The 13,969-nt window shown below is 73.1% G+C and carries 11 protein-coding genes; 6 read left to right on the forward strand and 5 right to left on the reverse strand.

Annotated features, from left to right (window positions below; translation table 11 throughout):
- Positions 1–106 precede the first annotated feature (106 nt).
- Positions 107–1,720, forward strand: a complete 1,614-nt coding sequence (locus EI169_RS12565) for an acyl-CoA carboxylase subunit beta (protein WP_205783798.1) — start codon at positions 107–109, stop codon at positions 1,718–1,720.
- Entirely contained in the window at positions 1,717–1,968 is a 252-nt protein-coding gene (locus tag EI169_RS12570; RefSeq protein ID WP_240640440.1) for an acyl-CoA carboxylase epsilon subunit, read from the forward strand. The genes EI169_RS12565 and EI169_RS12570 overlap by 4 nt, the downstream gene beginning before the upstream one ends.
- Before the next feature lie 285 nt (positions 1,969–2,253).
- On the opposite strand, the gene EI169_RS12575 is transcribed toward EI169_RS12570, so the two are convergent.
- Genes EI169_RS12575 through EI169_RS12590 form a run of 4 tightly spaced genes read right to left on the reverse strand, consistent with a single transcriptional unit; the run spans position 2,254 to position 6,496 of the window.
- The gene (locus EI169_RS12575) at positions 2,254–3,306 is read right to left on the reverse strand and encodes a hypothetical protein (RefSeq protein WP_240640442.1); all 1,053 of its coding nucleotides are present in this window, start codon (positions 3,304–3,306) and stop codon (positions 2,254–2,256) included.
- On the reverse strand, positions 3,303–4,556 hold the full coding sequence (locus EI169_RS12580; RefSeq protein ID WP_205783801.1) for an ATP-binding protein: 1,254 nt from the start codon (positions 4,554–4,556) through the stop codon (positions 3,303–3,305). The genes EI169_RS12575 and EI169_RS12580 overlap by 4 nt, the downstream gene beginning before the upstream one ends.
- Positions 4,549–5,211 carry a response regulator transcription factor gene (locus EI169_RS12585; RefSeq protein WP_125132641.1) on the reverse strand — a complete coding sequence of 221 codons (663 nt, stop codon included), beginning with the start codon at positions 5,209–5,211 and terminating at the stop codon, positions 4,549–4,551. Before EI169_RS12585 ends, EI169_RS12580 begins: the two co-directional genes overlap by 8 nt.
- Before the next feature lie 19 nt (positions 5,212–5,230).
- Positions 5,231–6,496 (reverse strand): TRAM domain-containing protein, encoded by a 1,266-nt coding sequence (locus EI169_RS12590; RefSeq protein WP_125132642.1) that lies wholly within the window; start codon positions 6,494–6,496, stop codon positions 5,231–5,233.
- A gap of 31 nt (positions 6,497–6,527) precedes the next feature.
- On the opposite strand from EI169_RS12590, the gene EI169_RS12595 reads away from it, so the two are divergent.
- Positions 6,528–7,175, forward strand: a complete 648-nt coding sequence (locus EI169_RS12595) for a Maf family protein (protein ID WP_125132643.1) — start codon at positions 6,528–6,530, stop codon at positions 7,173–7,175.
- 78 nt (positions 7,176–7,253) lie between these two features.
- Positions 7,254–9,020 carry a biotin carboxylase N-terminal domain-containing protein gene (locus tag EI169_RS12600; protein WP_125132644.1) on the forward strand — a complete coding sequence of 589 codons (1,767 nt, stop codon included), beginning with the start codon at positions 7,254–7,256 and terminating at the stop codon, positions 9,018–9,020.
- A 131-nt stretch (positions 9,021–9,151) separates the two neighbouring features.
- On the opposite strand, the gene EI169_RS12605 is transcribed toward EI169_RS12600, so the two are convergent.
- On the reverse strand, positions 9,152–10,591 hold the full coding sequence (locus EI169_RS12605; RefSeq protein ID WP_125132645.1) for an NAD(P)H-quinone dehydrogenase: 1,440 nt from the start codon (positions 10,589–10,591) through the stop codon (positions 9,152–9,154).
- 74 nt (positions 10,592–10,665) lie between these two features.
- On the opposite strand from EI169_RS12605, the gene EI169_RS12610 reads away from it, so the two are divergent.
- The gene (locus tag EI169_RS12610; protein ID WP_125132646.1) at positions 10,666–11,499 is read left to right on the forward strand and encodes a purine-nucleoside phosphorylase; all 834 of its coding nucleotides are present in this window, start codon (positions 10,666–10,668) and stop codon (positions 11,497–11,499) included.
- Positions 11,496–13,193: a phospho-sugar mutase gene (locus EI169_RS12615; protein WP_125132647.1), complete on the forward strand. Its 1,698-nt coding sequence runs from the start codon at positions 11,496–11,498 to the stop codon at positions 13,191–13,193. The genes EI169_RS12610 and EI169_RS12615 overlap by 4 nt, the downstream gene beginning before the upstream one ends.
- The last annotated feature ends 776 nt before the right edge of the window (positions 13,194–13,969 follow it).

Below are 13,969 nucleotides of genomic sequence, written 5' to 3' on the forward strand. Positions count from 1 at the left end.
CCGATTCGCCTGCTCGGGGCGCGCGGGCCGGCGGGCGGGATCCTCGGATGCGGCGGGGCACAGCGGTCGGGCGGATGCGTTGTGGCGACCCTCCAACGTCGCCGCGATGCGCGCCGATAGGGTGGAATCCGTGACCGAGCAGCACGATCTCTCCACCACCGCCGGCAAGATCGCGGATCTGCGGGCCCGCTACCAGGAGGCCGTCCTCGACGCCGAGGAGGCCGCGCGCGCCAAGCAGCACGCGAAGGGCAAGCTGACCGCGCGGGAGCGGATCGAGATGCTCGTCGACCCCGGCTCCTTCGTCGAGCTCGACGAGTACGTGCGCCACCGCACGACGGCGTTCGGGATGGACAAGTCGCGCCCCTACGGCGATTCGGTGGTGACCGGCACCGGCACGATCCACGGCCGCACGGTCGCCGTCTACGCGCAGGACTTCTCCACTTTCGGCGGCTCGCTCGGCGAAGCGGCCGGCGACAAGATCATCAAGGTCATGGAATTCGCGCTGCGCAGCGGCATCCCGATCATCGGCATCCTCGACTCGGGCGGCGCGCGCATCCAGGAGGGCGTCGTCGCACTCGGCAAGTACGGCGAGATCTTCCGCCTGAACACCGCCGCCTCGGGCGTCATCCCGCAGATCTCGATCATCATGGGGCCGGCCGCCGGCGGCGCCGTCTACTCCCCCGCGCTCACCGACTTCGTGATCATGGTCGACAAGACGAGCCAGATGTTCGTCACCGGCCCCGACGTCATCAAGACCGTCACCGGCGAGGACGTCGGCATGGAGGAGCTCGGCGGCGCGTACACGCACAACACCCGGTCGGGTGTCGCGCACTACCTCGCCGAGGACGAGGACGACGCGATCGACTACGCCCGCTCGATGCTGAGCTTCCTCCCCGACAACAACCTCGACGAGATCCCGGTGTACGAGACGGCGTTCGAGTTCGAGACGACGGATGCGGACCGCTCGCTCAACCTCGTCATCCCCGACTCGCCGAACCAGCCCTACGACATCCACACGGTCATCGAGCACGTCGTCGACGACGGCGATTTCCTCGAGGTGCAGCCGCTGTTCGCGCCGAACATCGTCATCGGCTTCGGCCGCGTCGAGGGTCGCACGGTCGGCATCATCGCCAACCAGCCGTCGCAGATGGCCGGCACGCTCAACATCGACGCCGGTGAGAAGGCGAGCCGTTTCGTGCGGTTCTGCGACGCGTTCTCCATCCCGATCGTCACCCTCGTGGACGTGCCGGGTTACCTCCCCGGTACCGACCAGGAGTGGACCGGCGTCATCCGCCGCGGCGCGAAGCTCCTGTACGCGTACGCCGAGGCGACCGTGCCGCTGGTGACGGTGATCCTGCGCAAGGCCTACGGCGGCGCCTACATCGTCATGGGCTCGAAGCAGCTCGGCGCCGACATCAACCTCGCGTGGCCGACCGCCGAGATCGCCGTGATGGGCGGTCAGGGCGCGGTGAACATCCTCTACCGTGGCGAGATCAAGCGCGCCGAGGAAGCGGGCGAGGACGTCGCGGCGGTGCGCACGCGCCTGGCGAACGAGTACACCTACAACGTCGCCTCGCCGTTCCTCGCCGCCGAGCGCGGCGAGCTCGACGGGATCATCGAGCCGGCGCAGACGCGCGTCGCGATCGCGAAGGCGCTGCGGGCCCTGCGCGGCAAGCGCGCGAGCCAGCCCGCGAAGAAGCACGGGAACATCCCGCTGTGAGCGCGGATGCGACGACCGCTCAGGGGGACGCGCTCGACGCCGCGCGACCCCGCGTGGACGTGCGCCGTGGCAACCCCACGGACGAGGAGCTCGCCGCGGTGATCGCCGTCGTCGACGCGGCGTGGACGCAGGAGGCTGCGGCCGCCGTCGCCGCCGAGCCGGCGCGCCGCTCCCGCTGGCAGCTGTCGGCCCGCGGCCTGCGCACGCCGCTCCCCCGCGAGCAGGGGTGGAGCGGCTCCGTCGGCTGACCGGCGGGCGACTGAAGCATCTCGTCGCGGATGTCCCCCGAAATACCTACAGACGGACGGTCCAAAGCCCCGCCATACTGAAGGAGCTGGAACGCCTTGTGCGTTCGGCCGGACTGCTCTCCAGCCAGCTCCGGTCACGCGGACGGTTTTCGGGTAACCGTCCGCCGAGGCGAGGGGCGGGCGGCTTCGCCGCCCCTCGCCTCCATCTCTCGGCTCGCCGGTCCGGTCACCCCCCCAGCCCCGGACCGGTGGGCCGAGACGTGCGCCCGGGTCGGGCGCGGCGGGTCACGCGGACGGCTGCGCGGGACGGGCGATCTCCCGCCAGAGCTCGACGCTGTCTTCGTCCGACAGCCCGTCGCTCTCGCCCGACCGCCCGACGATCGTGACCGCGGTGTCGGAGTGCGGCGAGGTGCGGATGATGAGGCGCGTCGAGCTCGCACCCTGCAGGATCTCAGCCAGCTCGCGCCGGATCTCGACGAGCGAGGGCTCCGCGATGCCCTCGAGCCCGCCTTCGTCGAGCATCGTCACGGTGATGCCGCGCCGCCGCGCGTTCTCGAGCTCGGCGCGCACGACGTCGTCGAGAAGGCGCGGGCCGCGCAGCTCGTCTCGCAGTCGTCCCTCGGCCAGGCGCGCCTCCAGCCGCTCCGCGGCGCGCAGATTGCCGCCGGTCTCGATCGTGCGACCGAGGATGGGCCCGGCCGCCTGCAGCGCGCGCTGCACCTGCACGCGTCGTTCGCGCTGACGCCCGGCCTGCGACGCCTGCCACGCCGACGCCGCCTGCTGCAGCTCGGCGAGCTGGCGGGTGTCGCGCGCGGCGCGGTCGAGCGCCGCCATGAGCAGCTGCGCGGCGGCCACCCACACGACCGAGCCGACCAGCCCGAGGCTGAGGGCCGGGAGCAGCCCGATCCAGAGGATCGTCGACACTGCGACGGCCGCGAGGCCCACCCACGCGACGATCGGCCGGCGCCGCACCATCACGATCGTCATCAGCGCGCCGATGCCGCCGATCGTCCACGTCGCGAACGGCTGCGTGCGCGAGTCCGGATCGACCGCCCAGAAGACGGCGTTCGGAACGACGACGGCGACCCCGATCGCCAGGGCGCCGGCCCACACGGGAAGCGTGCGGTCGCGGCCGGGCACGGCGCGGGCCGGCGCGGCGCCCGAGCGCGGGCGTAGACCCCACAGCACCCACAGCCACGTCACCACCAGGTACAGCGGCAGCACCAGGAAGATCACCCACGGCTGGTCCACACGACCGCCCGACCACGCGAACCCGCGCGCGGCGAGGTACGCCGTGAAGGCGAGGGCGATGATGGAGACGATCGACCGGACGCTCACCAGCGGTCCCCGCTCTCCCACTCCATCGTCACCGTGGTCCCCGCCCCGCTCGAGTCGATCTCCGTGCGCCCGCCCACGGCGGTGACGCGCGCGAGGATCGATCCGCGGATGCCGAGGCGGTCTTCCGGGATCGCGGCGACGTCGAACCCTTCGCCGGTGTCGCGCACGCGCACGCGCACGCGGCCGGGAACCCCCGTGCCGTGCAGCTCCACGGCGAGTCCCTGCGCGTTCGCGTGCTGCACGGCGTTGGCGACGGCCTGGAGGGCTGCGAGCACGAGCGCGCGAGCGACACGACCGGGCACGCGGGGCGCGTCGGGCTCGATGCGGCGGTCGACGCGCAGCTGCACGCCCATCTCGGTCGCCGCCTTCTCCAGCTCGTCCGCAAGCTGGGCGGCGTCGACGGGCTCGTCGCTGCCCTCCCACGCGTCCTTCTCGGCGTTGGCCAGGCGCGTGAGCGCCTCGCGGGCCATGCTCACCGCGAGAGTCCGCTCGCGGGGCGTGGTGGCGCGCTCGGCGGCCAGCAGAGCGCCGAGCACGCTGTCGTGCATGAGGGCGGCGACGGCGACGCGCTCGCTCTCGGTCGCGTCGGCAGCCGCTGCATCCGCGTAGCTCGCGACGGCCCGCGCGCGCGTCTCGTCCACGTTGGCGGCCACCGAGCGGTAGGTCCACCCGAGCACGACCAGGACGCTCCCCAGGATCAGTGCGAACGACACGTCCAGTCCGACCGGGAGGAAGAAGTCGGGATCGAACCCGCCCTGGACGAGCCGCACCAAGCCGAAGAGGAGCGGTGTAACGATGAGGAACGCGACCTGCAGCGACATCGGGAAGGCCACGACCGTCGCCCCGGTGACGACATTGAGGAGGAAGAAGATCCATGGCTCCTCGGTCGGAACCGGGTTCGATCCCACCGTGACGAAAGGCCATGCCACGAGCGCCAGCACGTACACGACCGCGAAGATCCCCGAGAACACCCGCGCGAACGTCCCGAACACGCACGCGACGATCATCGCCAGGAGCGGGACGAAGACCGCGAGCACGAGCGGCACGTGCCAGCCGGGCCGCTCGTCGCCCGGGCCGAGCGCCGCGACGAACGCCTGGGCCCCGAGAACGAGGCAGATCGGGCCCGCGAGCAGCGTGATCAGCCGCTCGATGCGGGCGCGGGTGAAGGAACCGAGGTTCTCCGTGGTCTCCCGGGAATGAGGGATGCGGCCCCACGCGGCGTCCAGGACGGACCGGCCGCTGTCAGCCATCCCGGTCGCCTTCGGGCTGCTGCAGGATGCCGTCCTCCATCGCACGGCGCAGCAGATCCACCTTGGTCGGGGCGGGGCGACCCACCTCGACGTACTTCACGCGGACGCGCGTGATGTTCTCCTTCGCCGTGGAGTAGGCGACGCCGAGCCGCTCGGCGACCGCCTTCAGCGGCAGCCCCGCGGCGTACAGGCGCAGCACCTCGCGCTCGCGCGCCGACAGCTGCGCGTCGGCGAACTCGCGATCGGCTTCGACGGCACTGGCCCACTCGACGTTGTTGAGGGGCTCGCCGCTCGCGACCGTGCGGACGGCGGCGATCACCTCGTGGATGGGCGACGCCTTGCTGACGATGCCCGTCGCCCCGGCCGCCAGCGCCTCGCGCACCGCGGCGGGCCGGTCGGCGACGCTGTGGATGATCACGCTCGACCCGTCGGCGACGAGGCGCTGCACGTTCTCGGTCACGGTCGTGCCGTCGCCGAGCGTGAGGTCGAGCACGACGACGTCGGCGGGGGCCTCGCCCGTCGTCACCCGCCACGCCAGGTACTCCGACACGTTGCTGCCCGAGAAGACCACGGCGGTGTCCTGCTCGCGTGCGCACGCGGCCTCGAGTCCGAGGCGCACCGATTCGTGGTCGTCGATGAGGGCGACGCGCGTCATGACGGCCATCGTATCGGGGTCAGCGGCCGAGGACCGCGACCGCCTCGACGTGATGCGAGTGCGGGAAGAGATCGAGCGCGCGGACGGGGCGCAGCGCGCGGTAGCCGAGGCCCGCGAACGTGCCGAGGTCGCGCGCGAGGGCGACCGGGTCGCACGCGACGTAGACGACTGATCGCGGGCGGAGGGCCGCGATCCGCTCGACGACCTCGCCGCCGGCGCCGGCGCGGGGTGGGTCCAGGAGGACGGTGCCCGCCGACAGCCGCGCCCGCTCGCGCGCCGAGGCGTCGGCCTCGAGCTGCGCGAGGTAGCGGTCGACGCGCGCGGTCACCGCCCGGGCCCCCACCCACTCGGCGAGGTTCTCGCCCGCGTGCTCCGTCGCCCGCGGGCTGGACTCGACGCTCGTCACACGCGTCGCCGGGCCGCCGAGCTCTCCCAGCGCGGCGGCGAACAGACCCACTCCGCCGTACAGGTCGAGGTGCGCCGCATCCGGATCGACCGGGAGGTCGGGGAACGCCGCGCGCAGCTCCCCCGCGACGACGGACGTGAGCGTGTGCGCCGCGAGGCGGTGCACCTGCCAGAACCCGTCGACGTCGACGTGGAACTCGCGGCCGCCGACCCGCTCGCGGACGGTCTCGCCGGCCGTGCCGCCACGGGCGCCGTCCGGGCGGGAGAGCACGCGCACGCGACCGTCGGCGGGCTGCGCGAGGTCGACGCGGCCGGGCGCCTGGCGGCCGAGACGCGCCGCGGCCTGGGCGACGGCGCCGGTCGCGAGCGGCAGATCGGGCACCTCGATGACGCGGTGGCTGCGGGCCGCGTACGGACCGACGCGCCCCTCGTCGTCGACGTGCAGGCTCACGCGCGTGCGCCACCGTGTGCCGTCCTCCGTCTCGCGCTGCTCGCCGTCGGCGAGCGCCGGCTCGATGCCGGCCGCCGCCTCGACCCGCCCGATGCGGGCGAGGGCGTCGCGCAGCACCGCCAGCTTGAGCTCCCGCTGGCGCGCGAGGACGATGTGCCCGAACTCCGCGCCGCCGGGCCGGTCCTCCGGCGCCACGGCGACATCGGCCGCCGCCCACACGTGCGACTGCCGTTCGGGCGCGGCGTCGATCACGTCCACCGTCTCCGCGCGCCAGAAGGACTTCTTGCGGGTGTCGGTCAGGCGCGCACGCACGCGCTCGCCCGGCAGCGTGTCGGAGACGAACACGACCCGGCCGTCCAGACGCGCGACGAAGACGCCGCCGTGGGCGACGTCGACGATGTCGAGCTCGACGAGATCTCCCGCATCCATCCCTCCAGCCTCCCACGGCTACGGTGAAGGCATGCGCGTGTGCCTCGCCTCGACCTCCCCCGCGCGGCTGATGCTGCTCCGCCAGGCTGGCATCGAGCCGCTCGTCCGTCCTCCCGCCGTCGACGAGGAGGCCGTCATCGAGGCCACCGAGCGCGCGGAGGGGCGGCGCCTCCCCGCCGACGAGCACGTGCAGCTGCTCGCGCGGCTGAAGGCGGCCGACGTCGCCGACCCGCTCGCGGCGGAGGGCTTCGAGGGGTACGTCATCGGCGGCGACTCGATGTTCGAGCTCGACGGCGACATCCTCGGCAAGCCCTACACGTCGGCGGCGGCCACGGCGCGCTGGCACGGCATGCGGGGGCGCACCGGTGTGCTCCACTCCGGTCACAGCGTCGTGCTCGTCGAGGACGGCCGGATGCGGGAGGCCCACGCCGTCGCGCGCGCCTCTGTCACCTTCGCCTCCGACGTCGACGACGAGGAGATCGCCGCGTACGTCGCGACGGGCGAGCCGCTGCTGGTCGCCGGGGCGTTCACCGTGGACAGCCGCGGCGGCGCGTTCATCGAGCGCGTCGAGGGCGATCCCTCGACCGTCGTCGGGATGTCGCTGTCGACCCTCCGGCACCTGGTCCGCGAACTGGGAGGGGACTGGACGGGGCTGTGGAATCGGGAGCCGTCCTCGTAGGGTTCCGCGCATTCTTTCCGGCGTTTCTTGTGCAGGGTGCTCAAAAGACCGCCCTGCGCGGTCGCTAGGCTGGCATCCATGCCGGAAATCGCCAAGGTCCTCGTTGCCAACCGCGGCGAGATCGCCGTCCGTATCATCCGCGCCGCCCGCGACTCGGGGCGCGCGAGCGTGGCGGTGTACGCCGACCAGGACCGCGATGCGCTCCACGCTCGTCTCGCCGACGAGGCCTACGCGCTGGAGGGTGCCACGAGCGCCGACACGTACCTGTCGATCGAGAAGATCCTGTCGGTGGCCCGTCGGTCGGGCGCCGACGCGGTGCATCCGGGCTACGGATTCCTGGCCGAGAACGCCGACTTCGCGCGCGCCGTCATCGGCGCGGGGCTCGTGTGGGTCGGCCCGTCCCCCGAGGCCATCGAGGCGCTGGGCGACAAGGTGACCGCGCGTCACGTCGCCGAGAAGGTCGGCGCGCCCCTCGCTCCGGGAACGCCGGGCCCGGTCGCCGGAGCCGACGAGGTCGTCGCGTTCGCCGAGACCGTCGGTCTGCCGATCGCCATCAAGGCCGCGTACGGCGGCGGCGGACGCGGGCTCAAGGTCGCCCGCACGATCGAGGAGATCCCGGAGCTCTTCGATTCGGCCACGCGCGAGGCGGTCGCTGCGTTCGGGCGCGGCGAGTGCTTCGTCGAGAAGTACCTCGACAAGCCGCGCCACGTCGAGACGCAGTGCCTCGCGGATGCGGCGGGCAACGTCGTGATCGTCTCCACGCGCGACTGCTCGCTGCAGCGCCGCCACCAGAAGCTCGTCGAGGAGGCCCCCGCGCCGTTCCTCACCGACGCCCAGAACGAGACCCTGTACGCCGCGTCGAAGGCGATCCTGCGCGAGGTCGGATACGTCGGGGCCGGCACGTGCGAGTTCCTCATCGGCGCCGACGGCACGATCTCGTTCCTCGAGGTCAACACCCGCCTGCAGGTCGAGCACCCGGTCTCGGAGGAGGTCACCGGTCTCGACCTCGTGCGCGAGCAGTTCCGTCTCGCCGAGGGCGAGGAGCTCGGCTACGACGACCCCGCCCCGGCCGGCCACTCGATCGAGTTCCGCATCAACGGCGAGGACCCCGGCCGCAACTTCCTCCCCCAGCCCGGCCCCATCCACGTCTTCAAGACGTTCGGCGGCCCCGGCGTCCGACTCGACTCGGGCGTCACCGCCGGCGACAGCGTGTCGGGTGCGTTCGACTCCCTGCTGGCGAAGATCATCGTCAGCGGTCGCGACCGCACGGAGGCGCTCGAGCGGGCGCGCCGCGCGCTCGACGAGTTCGAGGTGGCGGGGCTGCCGACCGTGCTGCCCTTCCACCGCAAGGTCGTGCGCGACCCCGCCTTCACCGCTGAGGACGGCGTCTTCGGCGTCTACACGCGCTGGATCGAGACCGAGTTCGTCAACGACATCCCGCCGTGGGACGGCGAGCTGGAGACCCCGGCCGAGCCGGCCGGGCGTCACACCGTCGTCGTCGAGGTCGGCGGCAAGCGCCTGGAGGTGAGCCTCCCCGACCGCATCGCGAGCGCCCCGACCGCCATCGGCCGTCCTGCGGCCGCGCCGCCGTCCCGCCGCTCGCACGCCGCATCCCCCAACGCCGGAGCCTCGGGCGACGCCGTCAAGGCCCCGATGCAGGCGACCGTCGTCAAGGTCGCCGTCGCGGAGGGTCAGCCGGTGGTGAAGGGCGACCTCGTCGTCGTGCTCGAGGCGATGAAGATGGAGCAGCCGATCCAGGCGCACAAGGACGGCGTGATCGGCGCGATCGACGCGACGCCGGGCACGACCGTGTCGGCCGGCCACCAGCTCCTCACGATCGCCTGACGTCACGCTGAGCAGGCGAATCGGCCGAAGTCAGCACGAATCCGCGGATTTCCTCCTGATTTCGGCCGATTCGCCCGTTCTCGACGCGGCGCGCCCGCGGCGCGGCCGCGGCGCGAGGGGGCCCGAGTGGCTCAGTCGGCGCGGTCGACGATGTGCATCGCGCGCGTGGCGTCGGTGATGCTGCTCGACAGCGACGGGTAGACGGCGAACACGCGCGAGACCTGGTCGACGGTGAGGCGCCGCTCGACGGCGATCGCGACCGGGTAGATGAGCTCGGAGGCACGCGGGCCCACGATCACGCCGCCGATCACGGTGCCGCTTCCCTTGCGCGCGATGATCTTCACGAACCCGTCCTTGGTGCCCTGCATCTTCGCGCGCGGGTTCGACGACAGCGGCAGCTTGCGCACCACGCCGTCGATCGTGCCGTCGGCGATGTCGTGCTCCTGCCAGCCGACCGTGGCGATCTCGGGGGCGGTGAAGATGTTCGCGGCGATCCGACGGCGCTCCAGCGGGATCACCACGTCGCCGAGCGCGTGGAACACCGCCGTGCGGCCCTGCATCGATGCGACGGATGCCAGCGGCATGAACGTCGTGCAGTCGCCGGCGGCGTAGATGTTGGGCACCGACGTGCGCGCGACGCGGTTGACGCGGATGTGCCCGGACTCGGTCATCTGCACGCCCGCCTCCTCGAGACCGATCCCCGCCGTGTTGGGGATCGAGCCGACGGCCATGAGGCAGTGCGAGCCCTCGATCGTCTGACCGTCGGCGAGCGTCACGACGACGCCGTCGCCGGTGTTGACGACGCTCTGCGCGCGCGCCTTCGACAGCAGCGTCATGCCGCCGCGCTTGAACACCTTCTCCAGCACCGCCGCGGCATCCGAGTCCTCGCCCGGCAGCACCTGGTCGCGGCTGGAGACGAGCGTCACGTGCGCGCCGAGGTTCATGTACGCCGAGGCGAACTCCGCGCCCGTGACGCCCGACCCGACGACGATGAGGTGCTTGGGGAGCGCCTTCATGTCGTACAGCTGCGTCCACGTGAGGATCCGCTGCCCGTCGGGCTTCGCCGACGGCAGCTCGCGCGGTGACGCACCCACCGACACGACGAGCGTGTCGGCCTCGATGCGGTCGAAGTCGGTGCCGCCGGCCTCGGTCGAGACGATGACGGCCGCGTCGCCGTCGAGGCGGCCATGACCGGAGATGAGGCGCACGCCCGCCTCGACGAGCGACGCGCGCATGTCGTCGGACTGCTGGCGCGCGAGCGAGAGCACACGGGTGTTGACGGCGGCCATGTTGATGGCGACCTGGGGCTTGAGCGGCCGCCCGTCGCCGCTCTTGGCGAACAGCTCCACGCCGAGGTCGCTCGCGCGCGCGATCGCGACCGCCGCATCCGCCGTCGCGATGAGCGTCTTCGACGGCACGACGTCGGTGATGACGGCCGACCCGCCCACCCCCGCGCGCTCGACGAGGGTCACCTCGGCTCCGAGCTGCGCGGCGGCCAGCGCCGCCTCGTATCCGCCGGGACCGCCGCCGATGATGGCGACGCTCTGGGTGCGCTCGAAGCTCAAGGACATGCCTCCATTCTGGTGGTCCCGCGCCCGGCCCTCGCGCGTTGGCGCCGACCACGCCGGGTTCCTAGAGTGGAGGGATGCCGCAGACCCACGGGAATCCGCTCGACGAGCCCGCCGCCGACCCCTTCGAGATCGCCGCCGAGGCGGCCGCCGACATCGCCCGTCTCACCGGCGTCGACCGTCATGACATCGCCGTGACGCTCGGAAGCGGCTGGGGACGCGCGGCCGAGCTCATCGGCGAGACCGTCGCGACGATCCCCGCCCCCGACGTGACGGGGTTCAGCAAGCCCGCGCTCGAGGGGCACGTCGGCACGCTCCGCAGCGTCCGCACCGCGGCGGGGAAGCACGTGCTCGTCATCGGCGCGCGCACGCACTTCTACGAGAACCACGGCGTCCGACGGGTCGTGCACAGCGTGCGCACCGCCGCCGCGACCGGCGCCTCGACGATGATCCTCACGAACGGCGCCGGCGGCGTCCGCGAGACGTGGACGCCCGGTCAGCCCGTGCTCATCAGCGACCACATCAACCTCACGGCGGCGTCGCCGCTCGAAGGCGCCACCTTCATCGACCTCACCGACCTGTACTCGTCGCGTCTGCGCGACCTCGCGCGCTCGATCGACCCGTCGCTCGACGAGGGCGTGTACTGCCAGTTCCGCGGGCCGCACTACGAGACGCCCGCCGAAGTGCAGATGGCGAAGATCATCGGCGGCCACATCGTGGGCATGTCCACGGCGCTGGAGGCGATCGCCGCCCGCCAGGCGGGGATGGAGATCCTGGGCATGTCGCTCATCACGAACCTCGCGGCCGGCATTCAGACGACGCCCCTCAGCCACGAGGAGGTGCTCGAGGCCGGCCGCGCCGCCGAGCCCGTCATCTCCGCCCTCCTCGCACGCATCATCGAGGCCCTGTGAGCACCCCGGGGAGCGACGCGGCGTCGGGCGACGCGCTGCTCGACGACGCCCGCGCGTGGCTCGCGCAAGACCCCGACAAGACCACGCGCGCGGAGCTGCGCGCCCTCGTCGACGCCGCCGCATCCGGAGACGACGCCGCGCGCGCCGACCTCGCCGACCGCTTCTCGCAGCGGCTCGCGTTCGGCACCGCCGGCCTGCGCGGCGCCCTCGGCGCGGGCCCGAACCGCATGAACCGCGTGCTCGTCGCGCAGGCCGCCGCGGGCCTCGCCGCCTACCTCCGCGAGCGCGCCGGCGACGACGAGACCCCGCGCGTCGTGATCGGATACGACGGCCGGCGCAACTCCGACGTCTTCGCGCGCGACTCGGCGGAGATCTTCGCCGGCGGGGGCCTGCACGCGATCCTCCTGCCGCGGATGCTGCCGACGCCGGTGCTCGCGTTCGCCGTGCGCCATCTCGACGCCGCGGCCGGCGTCATGGTGACGGCGAGCCACAACCCGCCCGACGACAACGGGTACAAGGTCTACCTCGGCGGCGCCGACGAGGGCGCGCAGATCGTCTCCCCCGCCGACGCCGAGATCGCCGCGCACATCCAGGCGGTCGCCGATCGCGGCGACATCGCGCTCATCCCCCGGTCGGTCGGGTACGCCAACGCGACCGACGAGCTGGTCGACGCGTACGTCGCCGCGACGGCCGCCGTCGCGCCCGCCCCCGAGCGTGCGGAGCTGCACTGGGTGTACACCGCGATGCACGGCGTCGGGTGGGACACGCTGTCGCGGATCCTGGATGCGGCGGGGTACCCGCATCCGACCGTCGTGGCCGCGCAGATCGAGCCGGACGGGGCGTTCCCCACGGTGGCGTTCCCGAATCCCGAGGAGCCCGGCGCGATGGACCTCGCGTTCGAGACCGCCCGGCAGGAGGGCGCGGAGCTCATTCTCGCGAACGACCCCGACGCCGATCGGCTGGCCGTGGCGATCCCCGATCCCGACGCCGACGGCGGCTGGCGGCGGCTGAGCGGCAACGAGGTGGGGCTGCTGCTGGGCCGGCGCGCCGCGCGGGCGGCCGAGGGCACGCCCGGCGCGTCGCTCGCGTGCTCGCTCGTCTCCTCCCCGGGGCTGCAGGCGATCGCCGAGCGGTACGGCCTCGGCTTCCACGCGACGCTCACGGGCTTCAAGTGGATCTCGCGCGCGCCCGGCATCGTCTACGGGTTCGAGGAGGCGCTCGGCTATCTCGTGAACCCCGACACCGTCCGCGACAAGGACGGCATCTCCGCGGCCGTCGCGGTGCTCGGGCTCGCGGCCGAGGCCCGCGGGCGCGGGGCCGACCTCGCGACGCTGCTGCGCGAGCTGCGCGACGAGTTCGGCGCGTACGCGAGCGACCAGATCTCCGTCCGCGTGACCGAGGTGTCGGAGATCGCCGCGATCATGGCCGCCCTCCGCGCCGAGCCGCCCGCCCGCGTGGGCGAGGTCGAGGTCGAGCGCATCGACGACCTCCGCGACGGGTTCGAGGGGCTGCCGCCGGGCGACGTGCTGCGCATGTGGCTCGCCGACGGCTCGCGACTCATCGTGCGCCCGTCGGGCACCGAGCCCAAGCTCAAGATGTACCTCGACGTGCGCGGCGCGACGGAGAAGAAGGCGCGCAAGCGCCTCGCCGCCCTCGCCGACGGCGCGCGCGAGCTCCTCGCCCGCGTGCGCTGACCCCGCCGGGCTCATTCGCCGTCCCGTTCGGGGCGCGATTGCGGCGGCGGGGCGCGCATTCGACGCCCCGAGCGGCGCGGAGGCGCCCCAAACGCATGGCGCCGACGAGGCACCTCTCCTCCACACCCCGCCGACGACCGCATCCGCCTCGAGAAATCCGGTGACGCCGTGGTGGGGAGCGCGGCGGGCGGCAGGGTGTCCCCATGCGAATCGCCGGCCGCGTCATCCTCCTGCGGCGTCACGACCTGCTCTCCGACCTGGCTGCGCGCGAACTCCGGCGCGAACGGGAGGAGGGGCGCCTTTTCGTGGTGCGCCCGGGTGTGTTTGCCCGGCGGCCCGACGGCGATGCGCTCTCTTCGGAGGAGAAGATGCTCGTCCGCGCCGTCGCGTGGGATTGGGTGGCGGATGCGGCGCCCGTCATCTCGCACCTCTCCGCCGCCGCGGCGCACGGCCTCCCTGTATGGGGCCCAGAGGACTCGCGGGTGCACGTGATCGTGCCAGAAGAGCGTCCCGGTCGTGCCGCGCAGCTCGTCCGTCACCGCGGTGCGCTGGCGGACGACGACGTCGTCCTCCGCCACGGCATGCGCGTGACCTCCCTCGAGCGGACCGTCGCCGACGTGACGCGCACGGCGACCCACGACAGCGCCGTGGCCGTGGCCGACGCCGCGATGCGCGCCTGCGCCTTCCGCGCACCCGGCGACTACGACCAGCGCGCGGCGGAGGGCTTCCGTGCCCGGTGCCTGGAGATCGCCCGGCGCAGTGCGCACGGGGCCGGT

Source organism: Microbacterium sp. 10M-3C3 (genome assembly GCF_003931875.1).
Taxonomy (GTDB): Bacteria; Actinomycetota; Actinomycetes; order Actinomycetales; family Microbacteriaceae; genus Microbacterium.

Coding starts and splice junctions, on each gene's coding strand:
- EI169_RS12565 (WP_205783798.1), top strand. CDS start 107: ATGCGCGCCGATAGGGTGGAATCCGTGACCGAGCAGCACGATCTCTCC.
- EI169_RS12580 (WP_205783801.1), bottom strand. CDS start 4,556: ATGGCTGACAGCGGCCGGTCCGTCCTGGACGCCGCGTGGGGCCGCATC.
- EI169_RS12585 (WP_125132641.1), bottom strand. CDS start 5,211: ATGACGCGCGTCGCCCTCATCGACGACCACGAATCGGTGCGCCTCGGA.
- EI169_RS12590 (WP_125132642.1), bottom strand. CDS start 6,496: ATGGATGCGGGAGATCTCGTCGAGCTCGACATCGTCGACGTCGCCCAC.
- EI169_RS12595 (WP_125132643.1), top strand. CDS start 6,528: ATGCGCGTGTGCCTCGCCTCGACCTCCCCCGCGCGGCTGATGCTGCTC.
- EI169_RS12600 (WP_125132644.1), top strand. CDS start 7,254: ATGCCGGAAATCGCCAAGGTCCTCGTTGCCAACCGCGGCGAGATCGCC.
- EI169_RS12605 (WP_125132645.1), bottom strand. CDS start 10,591: ATGTCCTTGAGCTTCGAGCGCACCCAGAGCGTCGCCATCATCGGCGGC.
- EI169_RS12610 (WP_125132646.1), top strand. CDS start 10,666: ATGCCGCAGACCCACGGGAATCCGCTCGACGAGCCCGCCGCCGACCCC.